This window comes from Streptomyces sp. NPDC102462 (assembly GCF_044765425.1).
Classification (GTDB): Bacteria; Actinomycetota; Actinomycetes; order Streptomycetales; family Streptomycetaceae; genus Streptomyces.
The window spans coordinates 36460-48892 of the sequence record NZ_JBIWKB010000029.1; the positions used below are offsets into that span (position 1 = coordinate 36460).

General features: G+C 72.7%; 18 protein-coding genes. 4 read left to right on the top strand and 14 right to left on the bottom strand.

Translation table 11 applies throughout. The annotated features are described in order from the left end of the window. Positions 1–112 precede the first annotated feature (112 nt). Both ACIRFL_RS24315 and ACIRFL_RS24320 read right to left on the bottom strand, forming a co-directional pair. Entirely contained in the window at positions 113–745 is a 633-nt protein-coding gene (locus ACIRFL_RS24315; RefSeq protein ID WP_404031975.1) for an FMN-binding negative transcriptional regulator, read from the bottom strand. Then, on the bottom strand, positions 745–1428 hold the full coding sequence (locus tag ACIRFL_RS24320; RefSeq protein ID WP_404031977.1) for a pyridoxamine 5'-phosphate oxidase family protein: 684 nt from the start codon (positions 1426–1428) through the stop codon (positions 745–747). Before ACIRFL_RS24320 ends, ACIRFL_RS24315 begins: the two co-directional genes overlap by 1 nt. A gap of 35 nt (positions 1429–1463) precedes the next feature. On the opposite strand from ACIRFL_RS24320, the gene ACIRFL_RS24325 reads away from it, so the two are divergent. After that, positions 1464–2795 (top strand): aminotransferase class I/II-fold pyridoxal phosphate-dependent enzyme, encoded by a 1332-nt coding sequence (locus tag ACIRFL_RS24325; RefSeq protein ID WP_404031980.1) that lies wholly within the window; start codon positions 1464–1466, stop codon positions 2793–2795. Positions 2796–3238: 443 nt separating this feature from the next. On the opposite strand, the gene ACIRFL_RS24330 is transcribed toward ACIRFL_RS24325, so the two are convergent. Next, complete coding sequence (locus ACIRFL_RS24330; protein ID WP_404031983.1) at positions 3239–4159, bottom strand: DMT family transporter; 921 nt, start codon at positions 4157–4159, stop codon at positions 3239–3241. 74 nt (positions 4160–4233) lie between these two features. Here ACIRFL_RS24330 and ACIRFL_RS24335 point away from each other — a divergent pair, with 74 nt between their 5' ends. Continuing rightward, a complete protein-coding gene (locus ACIRFL_RS24335) occupies positions 4234–5136 on the top strand; it encodes a LysR family transcriptional regulator (protein WP_404031985.1) in 903 nt (300 codons plus the stop codon). An 8-nt stretch (positions 5137–5144) separates the two neighbouring features. On the opposite strand, the gene ACIRFL_RS24340 is transcribed toward ACIRFL_RS24335, so the two are convergent. Beyond that, complete coding sequence (locus tag ACIRFL_RS24340) at positions 5145–5609, bottom strand: pyridoxamine 5'-phosphate oxidase family protein (RefSeq protein WP_404031988.1); 465 nt, start codon at positions 5607–5609, stop codon at positions 5145–5147. A 74-nt stretch (positions 5610–5683) separates the two neighbouring features. Between ACIRFL_RS24340 and ACIRFL_RS24345 the strand changes: the two genes are divergently transcribed. Then, a complete protein-coding gene (locus ACIRFL_RS24345; protein WP_404031991.1) occupies positions 5684–6328 on the top strand; it encodes a cysteine hydrolase in 645 nt (214 codons plus the stop codon). Positions 6329–6331: 3 nt separating this feature from the next. Here ACIRFL_RS24345 and ACIRFL_RS24350 read toward each other — a convergent pair whose 3' ends face one another. From ACIRFL_RS24350 to ACIRFL_RS24395, 10 genes are all read right to left on the bottom strand, one after another. After that, the gene (locus tag ACIRFL_RS24350; protein ID WP_404031993.1) at positions 6332–6829 is read right to left on the bottom strand and encodes a Rieske (2Fe-2S) protein; all 498 of its coding nucleotides are present in this window, start codon (positions 6827–6829) and stop codon (positions 6332–6334) included. Between the two features lie 327 nt (positions 6830–7156). Further along, the gene (locus ACIRFL_RS24355; RefSeq protein ID WP_404031995.1) at positions 7157–7618 is read right to left on the bottom strand and encodes a hypothetical protein; all 462 of its coding nucleotides are present in this window, start codon (positions 7616–7618) and stop codon (positions 7157–7159) included. A gap of 61 nt (positions 7619–7679) precedes the next feature. Next, on the bottom strand, positions 7680–8087 hold the full coding sequence (locus ACIRFL_RS24360) for a gas vesicle protein K (RefSeq protein ID WP_404031997.1): 408 nt from the start codon (positions 8085–8087) through the stop codon (positions 7680–7682). Next, positions 8084–8329, bottom strand: a complete 246-nt coding sequence (locus ACIRFL_RS24365) for a gas vesicle protein (protein WP_404031999.1) — start codon at positions 8327–8329, stop codon at positions 8084–8086. The genes ACIRFL_RS24360 and ACIRFL_RS24365 overlap by 4 nt, the downstream gene beginning before the upstream one ends. After that, a complete protein-coding gene (locus ACIRFL_RS24370) occupies positions 8326–9171 on the bottom strand; it encodes a GvpL/GvpF family gas vesicle protein (RefSeq protein ID WP_404032001.1) in 846 nt (281 codons plus the stop codon). Before ACIRFL_RS24370 ends, ACIRFL_RS24365 begins: the two co-directional genes overlap by 4 nt. After that, a complete protein-coding gene (locus tag ACIRFL_RS24375; RefSeq protein ID WP_404032004.1) occupies positions 9168–9650 on the bottom strand; it encodes a gas vesicle protein in 483 nt (160 codons plus the stop codon). The genes ACIRFL_RS24370 and ACIRFL_RS24375 overlap by 4 nt, the downstream gene beginning before the upstream one ends. An 84-nt stretch (positions 9651–9734) precedes the next feature. Further along, complete coding sequence (locus ACIRFL_RS24380; protein WP_404032006.1) at positions 9735–9992, bottom strand: gas vesicle protein GvpG; 258 nt, start codon at positions 9990–9992, stop codon at positions 9735–9737. Next, a complete protein-coding gene (locus ACIRFL_RS24385) occupies positions 9992–10705 on the bottom strand; it encodes a GvpL/GvpF family gas vesicle protein (RefSeq protein ID WP_404032009.1) in 714 nt (237 codons plus the stop codon). The genes ACIRFL_RS24380 and ACIRFL_RS24385 overlap by 1 nt, the downstream gene beginning before the upstream one ends. A gap of 3 nt (positions 10706–10708) precedes the next feature. After that, positions 10709–11140, bottom strand: coding sequence for a gas vesicle structural protein GvpA (locus ACIRFL_RS24390; RefSeq protein WP_404032011.1), 432 nt, complete (start codon positions 11138–11140; stop codon positions 10709–10711). A gap of 64 nt (positions 11141–11204) precedes the next feature. Next, a complete protein-coding gene (locus ACIRFL_RS24395) occupies positions 11205–11510 on the bottom strand; it encodes a gas vesicle protein (protein WP_404032013.1) in 306 nt (101 codons plus the stop codon). A 455-nt stretch (positions 11511–11965) separates the two neighbouring features. Between ACIRFL_RS24395 and ACIRFL_RS24400 the strand changes: the two genes are divergently transcribed. Further along, a complete protein-coding gene (locus tag ACIRFL_RS24400; RefSeq protein WP_404032154.1) occupies positions 11966–12382 on the top strand; it encodes a hypothetical protein in 417 nt (138 codons plus the stop codon). Positions 12383–12433 lie beyond the last annotated feature (51 nt).

A 12433-nucleotide genomic window follows, 5' to 3' on the forward strand; every position in this document is an offset into this window, starting at 1 on the left:
CCGCCCGCCCCCACGCGCCCGTGGCCGTCCCGCGGCCCGTGCCCGGCCGGCCTCGGGGGCCCGGCCGGCACTCCGGTCGTCCCCGCCTTCGGGAACCGCCGGGTACCGCGGTTCAGGAGTGGCGTCGGCGTAGCAGGTGGTCACGGGCCGCGTCGTCGCGTGGGCCGCGGCGCCGCGCAAGCGCCGAGGCGATCTGCTCCTGGACGTCCTCCGGCTTCTGGCCCGCGTACTTGAACTTGGCCCGTACGCCGGTCACTTCGAGGCGCAGCCCGCGGATGCCGGGCAGCATCCTGCCGTACGGCGGCCCGTCCGGTGTCGCGGGTGCCGAGCAGCCCGCGGGCTGGTGGTGGCCGAGCTGCCGGTTGAGGAGGTCGGCCTTCTCGGCGGGATCGTCCACCACATGGGCCGTGCAGCGGAGCTGGACAGCCGCGTAGAAGCTGGTCGGGACGCCGTGTTCGGCCGGGGTGCCGGGGGCGGCCTGCCAGGGGCCGGGGACGTAGACGTAGTCGTCGACCACACTGAGCAGCACCTGAGGGTCGGCCTGGAGCGCGGCCCACAGGGGGTTGGGGCGGGCGAGGTGGGCGACGACCTCGGCGCGGCCGGGGTCGTAGGCGAAGTGGAGTGGCTGGACGGCCGGCGGCTCGCCGGACAGGCCGTTCACCGCGAGCTGGCCGAAGTCGTGCGCGGCCAGCCAGGTCTGCCATTCCGTGTCCTCGTGCGGCGCGTCCCAGGGGTGGATCAGCATCACAGGGCCTTGAGGTAGCCGGGGAGTGCGACGCCGGGGGCGAGGTCGGCGTTGGGGAGCGGCGTGTCGTAGCCCTTGCGCAGCGGCACGACGCCCGCCCAGTGCGGGAGGCCCAGGTCCTCGGGTTCGTCGTTCGCGCCGCCGGTGCGCAGCTTCGCGGAGACCTCGTCCAGGTCCAGCCGGATCACCGCGGTGGCGGCCAGCTCCTTCTTGTTGGCGGGCCGGGAGTCGGCCGCGCGGCCCGGGACGACGTGGTCGACCAGCGCGTCCAGGGCCAGCCGCCGCTCCTCGGGGTCCGTGACCTCGTGGGCGGTGCCGTGCACCACGACGGAGCGGTAGTTGACGGAGTGGTGGAAGGCGGACCGGGCCAGGACCAGGCCGTCGACATGGGTCACCGTCAGACAGACCGGGAGCCCGGGGTCGGCCTGCCCCGTCATCCGCAGCGGGCGCGATCCGGTGGAGCCGTGGACGTACAGCCGCTCGCCGACCCGGGCGTACAGCGTCGGCAGCACCACGGGCGCGCCGTCGCGTACGAAGCCGAGGTGGCAGACGTAGCCCTCGTCGAGTATCGCGTGCACCAGGTCGCGGTCGTACGACGCCCGGTCCGCGGAGCGGGTGGGGACGGTGCGGTCGGTCGGGGTGTAGGCGGCGGGCTGCGGCGGTGTCTGCTGGGGCCCCTGCATGGCGCTCTCCATTGCACTAGTGCATAATGTGATTTGTGCTAGGAGAGTATCCGATCGAAGGTCGTGGCGCAGCGGAGATTGCCGCGAGCGTCGAGCGCGCGGTGGGCGACGGCCGCCTGGAGCCGGGCCGACTGCTGCCGCCCATGAGGGAGTTGGCGGCCACGTTGGGCGTCAACCCGAACACCGTGGCCGCCGCCTACCGCACCCTGCGGGAGCGCGGGGTCATCGAGACCGCCGGCCGCCGGGGCAGCCGGATCAGGCCCAAGCCGGCCACGACCGGCCGCGCGCAACTGGACGTGGCCGTGCCGCCCGGGGTGCGCGACCTGTCCGACGGCAACCCGGACCCCGCGCTGCTGCCACCGCTCGCGCCCGCCCTCGCGGCGGTCGCGGCGGCGGGGGACAGGGAACCGGTCCTGTACGGCGCCGAGCCGGTGGAGCCGGAGCTGGCCCGGATCGCACGGGCCGAACTCGACGCCGACGGGGTGCCCGACGGGCCCCTCGCGGTGGTGTCCGGGTCGCTGGACGCCGTGGAACGGGTGCTCGTCGCCCACCTCAGGCCGGGCGACGCGGTCGCCGTCGAGGACCCCGGCTGGGGCCGCACCCTGGACCTGGTGCCCGCGCTCGGGCTGCGCACGACTCCCGTGGGCGTCGACGACGACGGGCCGCTCGTGGACGGCCTGCGGCGCGCCCTGGAGTCCGGCGCGCGTGCGGTGATCGTCACGGACCGCGCGCAGAACCCCACCGGCGCCTCGGTGAGCGCCGCACGCGCGCGTGCCCTGCGATCCGTGCTGCGCGCGCACCCGCACACCCTGCTGATCGAGGACGACCACGGCCACGGCATCGTCGATCTGCCGCTGCACCCCCTGGCGGGCGGCACGCACCACTGGGCCTTCGTCCGCTCGGTGGCCAAGGCGTACGGCCCCGATCTGCGCCTCGCCGTCCTCACCGGCGACCCTGTCACCCTCGACCGGGTCCGGGGCAGGCAGCGGCTGGGGCCGGGCTGGGTCAGCCGGCTGGTGCAGCGGGCCGTGGTCCGGCTGTGGACGGACGGCGCGGTGGACGGACCGGCGGTGGCCGCGGCCTACCGGGCCCGCCGGGACCCGCTCGTCGACGCGCTCGCGGAACGCGGGATCCGCGCCCATGGGCGCAGCGGCATGAACGTGTGGATTCCCGTACCGGACGAGACCGGCGTGGTCGCCCGCCTCCTGCACGCCGGCTGGGCCGTCGCCCCCGGCGCCCGGTTCCGCCTCGCCGCCCCGCCCGCCATCCGCGTCACCGTCTCCACGCTCACCAACCAGGAAACCACCCCACTGGCAAACGCCATAGCCACAGCCCTGACCCCCGCCCCCACCCGAAGCTACGTCTAATACGCCCCGCCAGCGCCCGGGCGCGCCCCCAAAGGGGCGCGGGGAACTGCGCGACTAGCCACGACGGCGCGGCAGTCAACTGACGGCGGGTCGTGCCCCCGAAGGGGCGCGAGGAACTGCGCGCCCAGCCACAACGGCGCGGCAGCCACCCAACGACGGCTCGCGCCCCCGAAGGGGCGCGGGGAACTGCGCGACTAGCCACGACGGCGCGGCAGTCAACTGACGGCGGGTCGTGCCCCGAAGGGGCGCGGGGCTGTATCGAAAGGCGGCTCCGCCGCGCGGGCGCGCCCAGCCACAACGGCGCCGCAGCCACCCAACGACGGCTCGCGCCGAAAAAGGGGCGCGGGGCTGTATCGAAAGGCGGCTCCGCCGCGCGGGCGCGCCCAAGCCACAACGGCGCCGCAGCCACCCGACGACCCATCGCGGCGCACCCAGCGGAGCGCTCAGCGGGCCTGGGTCAGCGCCGCCCCCGCCAAGACGATCACCGCGCCCACCGGTGTCGTCCAGGTCAGTGATTCGCCCAGCAGCGCGACCCCGGCCGCGGCGGCGATGACCGGGATGAAGTAGGTGACCATCTGGGCCGTGGTGGGCCCGACCTCGGCGACCAGGCCGTACTGCAGCAGCACGGCCAGCCCGGTGCCGAGCGCACCGAGGGTGGCCACGGCGAGCAGCGGGACCAGCGGGAAACGGCTCGGGAAGGACGTGAACAGGGGCGTGACGACGGCCAGTTGGACCGCGGCCAGGAGCAGTTGCGCGCCGGTCGTGGACAGATGCGAGCGGCCCGCGCCGGCCAGCGTGCGGCGGACGTAGATCCAGCCGACGGGATAGCTGAGCGACGCCAGCAGCGCCATCGCCGTACCCCTGGCGTCCAGCCCGTGGAAGCCCTGCCAGGCACCGAGGACGGTCAGGACCCCGAGGAAGCCGAGGCCGAGCCCCGCGACCCGCAGCCGCGTCGGGCGGTCCTCGGACAGGGCGACCAGGGACAGGGCCATGCCCCACAGGGGCGAGGTGGCGTTGCAGATGCCGGCCAGCGTGGACGGGATCGTCAGCTCCGCGTACGCGAACAGGGAGAACGGCAGGGCGTTCAGCAGGAACGCGGCGACCGTCAGATGGAGCCAGGTACGCGCGCCGCGCGGCAGCCGCTCCCGCTTCACGGCCATCGCCGCGAAGAGCACCGCCGCACCGAACACCAGTCGGCCCAGCGTGACCTGGAACGGTGCGTAGCCCTCCGTGCCCACCTTGATCAACAGAAAGCTGAAGCCCCAGATCAGCGACAGCGCGCCGAACCGGAGGCGCCAGTCGAGGCGGGTGCGGGAAGCGGCGGCGGGGTGGGCCCCGGTCCTGGCGGGGGTGACGGTGCTCATGGACGCAACGATGCTGGACCCGACCTCGTAGCACAATCGAGAATTCTCACCGGATACCTCTTAGTATTGCTTACATGTTGAACCTGGAGCGCCTCCGCACCCTCGACGCCCTCGCCCGGCACGGCTCGGTCAGCCAGGCGGCCGAGGCGCTGCACGTCACCACCTCCGCCGTCTCGCAGCAACTGGGCAAGCTGGAGCGGGAGGTCGGTCAGCAACTCCTCGCCAAGAACGGGCGGGGCGTGCGCCTCACGGACGCGGGCCGGCTGCTCTCCGAGCACGCGGCACGCATCCTCTCCCAGGTGGAGCTGGCCCAGTCCGACCTGGAGGCGCACCGTGGGCAGGTCGTCGGCGAACTGCGGCTCTCCGCGTTCCCGACCGCCGCCCGCGGGCTGTTCCCCACCGCGCTCGCGGCCCTGCGCGCCCGGCACCCGGCCCTGCGGGTGCGCTCGTGCGAGCTGGTACCGGAGAGCGGCGTCGCCGGGGTGGTGCGCGGCGACCTCGACCTCGCCGTCGTACTGGACTGGTACAACAAGCCGATGCCGGTCCCGGACGGGCTGGTGAAGGCGCCCCTGCTGGACGATCCAGCCGATGTCGCCATGCCCGCGGGCCACCGGCACGCGGAGCGCGCGGAAGTGGACCTCGGGGAGTTCGCCGACGACGAGTGGATCACCTGGGGAGAGGGCGAGTTCTGCCACGAGTGGCTGATCTTCACGCTGCGCTCGCGGGGCGTCGAACCGATCGTCGGCCACCGTGCCGCCGAGACGCACACCCAACTGGGCCTGGTCGCCTCCGGGTTGGGTGTGTGCATCGCCCCGCGGCTGGGCCGCCACCCGGTACCGCCCGGTGTGGTCATGGTTCCGCTCACCCAGCGGGTGCGCCGTCATGTGTATGTCGTCTGGCGGGCCGACGCCGACCGCCGCCCGTCGATCCGGGCGGCGGTCCAGGCGCTGCGGATGGCAGCGGAGACGGTGGGCTGAGCCCAGGGCTACGCGCCCAGTTTGCGGAAGTCCCAGGAGACGATCTTCTCCGGGGTCAGCCGCGCCCAGGCGTGCCGGCCGTCGTGCGGCATCTCGTCGAGGCCGAAGTTCTTGCGGGCGAACAGGGTCTCCGGGGTGTCGAGTTCGGCGCACAGCTCGCCGGTGCGCGGCATCTCGCCGACGAACTCCACGGTCCCGGACAGCTCCACGCCGCGCAGTTGCTCGTACTCCTCGCCCGAGTCCACCACGACGGCCACCCGCGGATCGCGGCGCAGCTGCGACCAGCGTCTGCTGCGCACCACCGAGTACAGCCAGAGCGAGGTGCCGTCCCAGGCGAACCAGAGCGCGCTGACATGCGGTGCGCCGTCCGCGGAGACGGTGGCGACCCGGCAGGTGCGCTGGCCGGTGAGGAACGCGTCCAGTTCACCGGGCGTCATCATGATCTTGCGGCCCCGGCGTTGAGCGACGGTCATACGGCCCCCTTCTTCCCCTCTCGGGCAATGCTGGTTAGTCTCGCCCGCCCCGCACCTCGGCGAAAGGGGGCGTCGTGCCGTCCTGCGCACGGCTCAGTGAACTCCTCGATCCCACGGCCACCGTGCTGCTCACCGTGGAGTGCCAGCAGGGCGTCGTGGGACCCGACGGGGCGCTGCCCGAACTCGCCAGGCAGGCCCAATCGTCGGGCGCCCTCGGCAGGATCGCCCGGCTCGTCGCCGCCGCGCACGACAGCGACGTCCAGGTGATCCACGCCATCGCCGAGCGCCGCCCGGACGGCCGGGGCGCCGGCCGCAACGCGCGGCTCTTCCGTGCGGCCGAACGGCTGCCCGTGCAGCAGCTGTCCGGCACCACCGCGGTGCGCGTCGCGCCCCCGATCGAAGTGGCCGAACAGGACATCGTCGTACGCCGTCTGCACGGCCTGTCGCCCGTCCAGGGCACCGAAGTCGACGCGCTGCTGCGCAATCTGGGCTGCCGCACGCTGATCGTCACCGGCGTCTCGGCCAATGTGGCGATCCCCAACGCGGTCTTCGACGCCGTGAACCTCGGCTACACCGCCGTCGTGCCGGCCGACGCCATCGCGGGGGTGCCCGCCGACTACACCGCCGCGATGGTCCGTCACACCCTCGCGCTGGTCGCCACGGTGGTGACCACCGACGAGGTACTGGGCTGCCTCAGGCGGCCACGCCGCGGGGCCTGAGCCTCACGCGAGCGTGATCCGGTCACCGGACACCGTGATGTTCTTGGCGGGCAGCGGCTGGGTGGCCGGGCCGCCCTGCACCTTGCCGTCGGCGACGGAGAACCTGCTGTTGTGGCAGGGGCAGACGATCGCGCCGTCGGAGACGCTGCCCACCGCGCACCCCTGGTGGGTGCACGTCGAGGAGAACGCCTGGAACCGGCCCGCCGTCGGCTGCGTGACCACCACACCCTGGTCCTTGAAGATCTTGCCGCCGCCCTCCGGGATCTCGGCAGTCTTCGCGAGCACGGTGCCGCCGGCCGCGGCGTTGTCGCCGCCGCCCGAACCGCCGCCGGTGGACGCGCCGTCGCCTTGCGCGCCGGCGCCGCCCGCCGGGTCGGACGAGCCGGAGCCGCCGTCCGATCCGCAGGCGGCAAGAACGAGGGCGAGCCCCGTCGCTCCGGCGGTCGCGACGACGGTACGGCGGTTCTGCCCCGCCCCGGGTTCGAGCGATGCGCTGGTCATGAGGGGATTCCCTTCCGCGGAGCTGTCTCGTGATCCGTCAAGGGGTACGGCCCGCGGGGGCCGCCCGTTCAGACCCGGCCGAGATCCCGGCGCCCTCGGGGCCCTGGGGCCGTGAGCGCCGGATGTGACAGCGCGGGCGGCATGAGCGGGTGCCCTCGTGCCGCTCGTTCGAGGACGCTCCGGATGACCGGCCCGGGAACCGAGACGTCGACGTGTCCGTCACACGACGTCGGCCGCCCCGGGACCGGGGCGGCCGAAAAGGGGAGGTGTCGGGTGTCGCCCGGGGACCGAGCGGTCGTGGTGGTCCGGCGCTCCCGAAGGAGCGTGTCACACGCGTCCGTTCGTCAAACGGGTCAGGAGGCCACCCTTGGCGGCCGGATGGGCGGTGGCCCGGCCCGCCGCGAACGTCGCGCCCAGCACTCCGACGAGTCCCGCGCCGACGCCCACCGCGGCCTTCTTGCGGTTCTTCACGACCGTCCAGGCGGTCGTGGCCCCCGAGGCGACACCGGAGGCGGCGGCGGCCGTGGTCCGCCGAGTCGACTCGACGCCCGCGGCGGCGGCCCGTCCCGCGTGCGAGGCAGCCGCGCCCAACGACGTGGTGCCGGACTCGGCGGCCTTCTTCGCCGTCGCCGCGGACTCCTTGGACTGCCGCGCCGGGTCGGCGCCGCTCCTCTTGGCCTGCCCGGCGGTGGCCTCGGCCTTCTTGCGGACGGTGCCGGCGCCGCCTGCGGTGCGCGTACGCGCGGCCTGCGGGCCCTTGCTCGAATCCTTGTTCTTTTCGGTAGCCATGATGTGCGTCTTGCCGCTGAACGGCCCGCAAAACCGGCGCCGGCGGGCCGGGACCAGGGCGTCAGCCGCCCCGGCCGGGCGGCAGCAGCGATCCGAGCGGACCGAGGTCCAGGTTCAGGTCGTCCATCGTCAGCCCGTAGCGTTCGCACAGCTCGGCCATGCGGTCCTCCAGGATCATCAGCGTCATGCCGATGCGCTCCTCCTGGGCTTCGTCCAGGTCGCCCTGGTCCACCCGGTGCAGGGCCGTGCGTTCCATCAGCTGGCGCAGCAACTCGACGATGGTGAGGACCAGCTTGATCAGGTCGCGTTCCACCGTCTCCGGGTCCGTGCGCAACCGCTGGGCGATGTCCCCGCCGCGCGAGCCGGGTGCCGCGCCCCCGCCCGCCTCCTGAGGGGGCGCGGGCACGAGGTCGAAGGCGTGGGCCGCCGCCCGCGCGACCGCCGCGAAGTCGTCGTTCTGCGCCGTCATGGCTCACGCACCCACGGCGACGGCTCGTCGCCGGTGATCGACCGGATGACCGCGCGCAGATTGATGTGGACCAGATCGACGTCCGCGACGGACAGCACGAGATCCCCGGTCAGGACGGCGCCGCCGGTCAGAAGCCGGTCCAGCAGGTCGATCAGGGCCACTTCACGACCCGACAGCGACTCCTCCTCGAAGCCGTCGAGCCGCGCGCCGGCCGCCGGGATGCCCCAGGGCAGGTCCGTCATCGGCTTTCCGCCTCCTTCGTGCCGACGTGCGCCGTGAACGAGTACGGCGCCCAGGGGCCCGTCACCTCGACCCGCACCCCCGGCACTTCCCGCGCCAGCGAGGACACGGCGGCCCGGAATGCCGCGCGGTCCGAACGGGCCACGAGATAAGCCTCGTTGGCGATGTTCTCGCCCGGCCGTGGGCCCAGGCCGGCCTGCTGCGGGCGGTGCGCCACGCGGGCCCGCGCGAGCCCGGACACCGTCTGCGGCAGGCGCGCCGCCACCTCGCCCGCGGCGCGGTACGCCTCGCGGTGGCCGCGCCGCTGCGCCTGGCGGCGACGGAGATACGCACGCCCCGGAGCGTCGGCGCCGGCCCCCGCGTGCGGCGGCTGCGAGGCGGCGCCGGTAGCCGCGGGCCGCTCCGGGGCCACCGAGGTCGCGTACACCTTCACCCCCAGTTCCTCATGGCCGTCCAGCCAGTCCAGGAGCCGCCGGAAGCGATCGGCGTCGCACCGCAGCACGTCGGCCACGCGCACGTCGTCCAGATACACCGTCGCGAGCCGCATGGGCAGCACGGTGGTACGGCTGTGCACGGCGTCCACCACCGCGTTGTGGGCGCGGGCAAGGGCCTCAAGCCGCTCCAGATCGTTGAGGCGGGCTTCAAGGCCCTCGGTGCCGAACTCCTCGGCGGGCACGGAGCCCACCACGGCCGCCAGCCCGCTGTGCCGGACCAGCCGCAGGCCGGTGCCGCCCGCGGGCGCCGGGGCCGCATCGGGCCCGAACGGCGGGTCGGGGGCGTCCGCGCGGCACACCGCGTACAGGTAGGAGAGGGTGCCGGTGCCCGCTCCAGGGTCCGCCGTCACCGCTCCTCGCTCCCTTCGGGGACATGCGGCTCCCGCTCGCCGTGGCCGCTCCCCGCATCGGGGAGGGCCGCGGCGGCGCGCAGCTCCGCGACCTCGGCGCGCAGCCGGGCGATCTCCGCGGCCTGACCGTCGGTGCTCCCGGCTGGTGCGGCCGTCTGGGCCCGGCCCGCCGCATGACCTGCCGGTATCTGACGGTCCGGCGCGCTGTCACCGGCGCGGGAGGAGAGCGAAGGGTCGTGTTCCCACCAGTCGATGCCCATCTCCTTCGCCTTGTCCACGGAGGCGACGAGCAGCCGCAGCTTGATGGTCAGCAACTCGATGTCGAGCAGGTTGATCTGAATGTCCCCCGCGATGACCACGCCCTTGTCGAGGACGCGTTCCAGGATGTCCGCGAGGTTGGCGGAGTTGCCGTGCGGCGGCGGCCCGTAGGGGACTTGGGCAGGGGACCGACCGGTACGGCCGGCCAGTGAGTCGGGCATGTCGGTTCACCCTCGTACTGATCGTCGTGGCGTCACGGACACAAGGAGCCGGCGAAGCCCCGATCCGGACCTGGCCGTGCGGCGTCATGGGTCGAGGCCGAGTCGCCATCGCTCGTACCGGATGGACTCCAACGCGTCGAGCAGTTCGTCCTCGCGCCGGTCGAATTCCTCCGCGGAGATCCGCCCCGCGACCAACTCGCGCTCCAGTTCCGCCAGTTGGTCGCGTATCGGGCCGGGGTCGTAATACTCACGCTCGGCAGCCGTCAGCGCCTGTCCGAGCACCCAGGCGAATCCGCGGACCGGGGCCACCGGCAGGGTGAGGAGCTGAGTGACGAGCCCCATCAGACGAAGCTGTACGGCGGGAGCGGGCCGTTCAGCCGGACCGTGTACGCCTTGCCGTGCAGGGCGGCCTCCGCGTGCACGGCCTGCGAAAAGGCGGCGGCCTCGGCCCGCTTCACCAGGAACGACACGTTCAGCAGGGTGTCCCGGGACGGCTCACCCAGTACGGTGTCGAGCGCGGCGGGGGAGAGGCGTTCGGTCATCTCCTTCGCTTCGCGTTCCTGGCGGGCCTTGACCTCTTCGGCGATGAGTTCACCGAGGCGCATCTTCTCGCTCTGCGCGTCCGGGTTCGCCCGGGTGAACTCGTTCAGCCTGCGGACCTCGTCCGATGTTCGGACGATCTCCTTCAGCAGGTCGTCCGTGTCCCGCGAGACCTTCACATGGAACTCGAGACAGCCGTCGAGCCGCGCGAGCCGTTCCTTGTAGCCCTCCCGGTGGTCGTCGAGGACCGCCGCCACCTGTGCGTCATCCGGTCCCACGAGCCCGAACCGCATGGGCAGCACGGCACCGTCGGCCATCAGGCTCTCCAGCACGGACTGGTGCGCGGCCACGTCCCTGCGCTTGGCCCGCAGGCCCTCGGGCGCGTCGCTGACGACCGCCGTCAGATCCCCGGCCCGCACCGTACGCAGCGCGGCGGCGGGATCGCCCACCCCGCTCAGGGCGTCGACACGGAGCGGATGGTCCGACGCGGTGATCGCGTAGACGTAGGTGGGCATGGACTACTCCTCCCGGCGACGGGTCGTACGGCGGCTCGACGACGTCGACTTGCCGGCGTGCTCGCCCTCTCCCTCGTCGTCGGAGCCGCCCTTGAGGGAATCGGTGATCGCCTCGACCGCTCCGGACAGCGCTCCCTTGCTCTTGCCCTTCGCGCCGCTCTCCATGGAGTCTCCGACGATATCGGTGAGGCCGGAGGGCTTGTTGCGGCCCGACTCCAGGTCGAGCCGGTTGCACGCCTCGGCGAAACGCAGATAGGTGTCCACACTGGCGACGACGACGCGGACGTCGATCTTGAGTATCTCGATGCCGACCAGGGACACCCGGACGAAGGCGTCGATGACGAGTCCGCGGTCGAGGATCAGTTCCAGGACGTCGTACAGATTGCCCGAACCGCTACCGCTCGTCGGGGCGTTGGACTGCTGAACGATGCTCACGCTGCTTCTCCCTTTCTACCTCGTTTCTCGTTCTGTCGGGTTCTGTCTCGTTCCTAGTAGTGACTCATCGGTCGACCCGGCCGCGCGCGTAGCGTTGCGTGCGCTCATAGCCGGTCAGTTCGCCCCGGTCGTCCATGTCGACGCGATACGACGCCATGACACTCGACGTGTCCGGAACGCATTCGATCTCCACGACCTCCACGCAGGCGGTCCACCCGTCGTCGGTCCTCTTGATCGCGGACACCGAGTCGGGTTCCCTGCCGAGCAGTTCCGCGAGTTGGGCAGCGGCGCGGCGCATCGCTTCGGGAGCACCGATACGGCGGCGTTCGCTCCCGCTGTCGCCTGCGTCGTTCCTCTCGGTTTGCGTCATCGTCCGTCCGTAGCCTCGTGGAAGGGGATGGGTGGCCACAGCCGCGGCGTGGTGCGAGGCGTCGTGGCCGTACGCACTCGGTGGTTTCGGCAACGTCCTCGCACAGCGGCGCCGCGACCTGTCCGACCGTTTCCGGGGCGTGCTTTTCGCGTAGGAACCGCGTGCCCGACACCACCGGATCCATGCCCGAAGCACGTCAGCCCGGTGACGTGCCACACGACTTGAGCCGCCTGGCCGGCTCAACACCTGCTTCCTGGACGATCTTTCGTCTCCCTGATGATCCGGGTCCGCAGGCCGGCGTCGAGCAGTCCCCTGGCGAGAGGGCGGCCTTGACCGTCGCAGGCGAGGTGGACCTTGGGTGTCAGTCCGCCTCGGGATCGGCCGAGGCGGATCCCGTATCTTGATCGAATGGGACACGGCCCCTGACCAACGTCCAGAAGGGCGCTGCTGCCCGTGTGAGAAGGGAGGGCCGCGACCAGCCGCACGAGTTCCGGGTCGACCTCGTAGTGACGCCTCTGCAATTCCGCGAGGTCACGGTCGTCAGCGGCAGCCGGTTCGTGCGGCAGGCCATGTTCGGCTGGTTCACCGACATGGCGCCGACGCAGAACGCCGTGCTGCAGGAGGTGCCGGCGGAGCAGCCGGACGCCGCCGTCATCCGGCGAAGGCGGAACCGGATCGCCGTCGCGCTTGGGCTGGGGTGCGGGCTTCGCCAGGGCGCGGTGTTCGGGCTGGGCCCGGAGGACGTCGACTACGCCAGGGGCGTGCTCCGTGTCCGTCGCCAGGTGCAGTCGGTCAACGGGAAGCTCTACTTCGCCCTGCCGAAAGGGGCGAAGACCCATCATGCTCGGTCACTACGCTCACTTCATGCCTGAGGCCGGCAGGAGGGGGGCGCACCGCCATTGACGGGCTGCTCGGAAGCGGGG

Bases quoted from the DNA above. Each gene is read 5' to 3' on its own strand.
- ACIRFL_RS24315 (WP_404031975.1), bottom strand. From the start codon at position 745: ATGCTGATCCACCCCTGGGACGCGCCGCACGAGGACACGGAATGGCAG.
- ACIRFL_RS24320 (WP_404031977.1), bottom strand. From the start codon at position 1,428: ATGCAGGGGCCCCAGCAGACACCGCCGCAGCCCGCCGCCTACACCCCG.
- ACIRFL_RS24330 (WP_404031983.1), bottom strand. From the start codon at position 4,159: ATGAGCACCGTCACCCCCGCCAGGACCGGGGCCCACCCCGCCGCCGCT.
- ACIRFL_RS24335 (WP_404031985.1), top strand. From the start codon at position 4,234: ATGTTGAACCTGGAGCGCCTCCGCACCCTCGACGCCCTCGCCCGGCAC.
- ACIRFL_RS24340 (WP_404031988.1), bottom strand. From the start codon at position 5,609: ATGACCGTCGCTCAACGCCGGGGCCGCAAGATCATGATGACGCCCGGT.
- ACIRFL_RS24350 (WP_404031993.1), bottom strand. From the start codon at position 6,829: ATGACCAGCGCATCGCTCGAACCCGGGGCGGGGCAGAACCGCCGTACC.
- ACIRFL_RS24355 (WP_404031995.1), bottom strand. From the start codon at position 7,618: ATGGCTACCGAAAAGAACAAGGATTCGAGCAAGGGCCCGCAGGCCGCG.
- ACIRFL_RS24360 (WP_404031997.1), bottom strand. From the start codon at position 8,087: ATGACGGCGCAGAACGACGACTTCGCGGCGGTCGCGCGGGCGGCGGCC.
- ACIRFL_RS24365 (WP_404031999.1), bottom strand. From the start codon at position 8,329: ATGACGGACCTGCCCTGGGGCATCCCGGCGGCCGGCGCGCGGCTCGAC.
- ACIRFL_RS24375 (WP_404032004.1), bottom strand. From the start codon at position 9,650: ATGCCCGACTCACTGGCCGGCCGTACCGGTCGGTCCCCTGCCCAAGTC.
- ACIRFL_RS24380 (WP_404032006.1), bottom strand. From the start codon at position 9,992: ATGGGGCTCGTCACTCAGCTCCTCACCCTGCCGGTGGCCCCGGTCCGC.
- ACIRFL_RS24385 (WP_404032009.1), bottom strand. From the start codon at position 10,705: ATGCCCACCTACGTCTACGCGATCACCGCGTCGGACCATCCGCTCCGT.
- ACIRFL_RS24395 (WP_404032013.1), bottom strand. From the start codon at position 11,510: ATGACGCAAACCGAGAGGAACGACGCAGGCGACAGCGGGAGCGAACGC.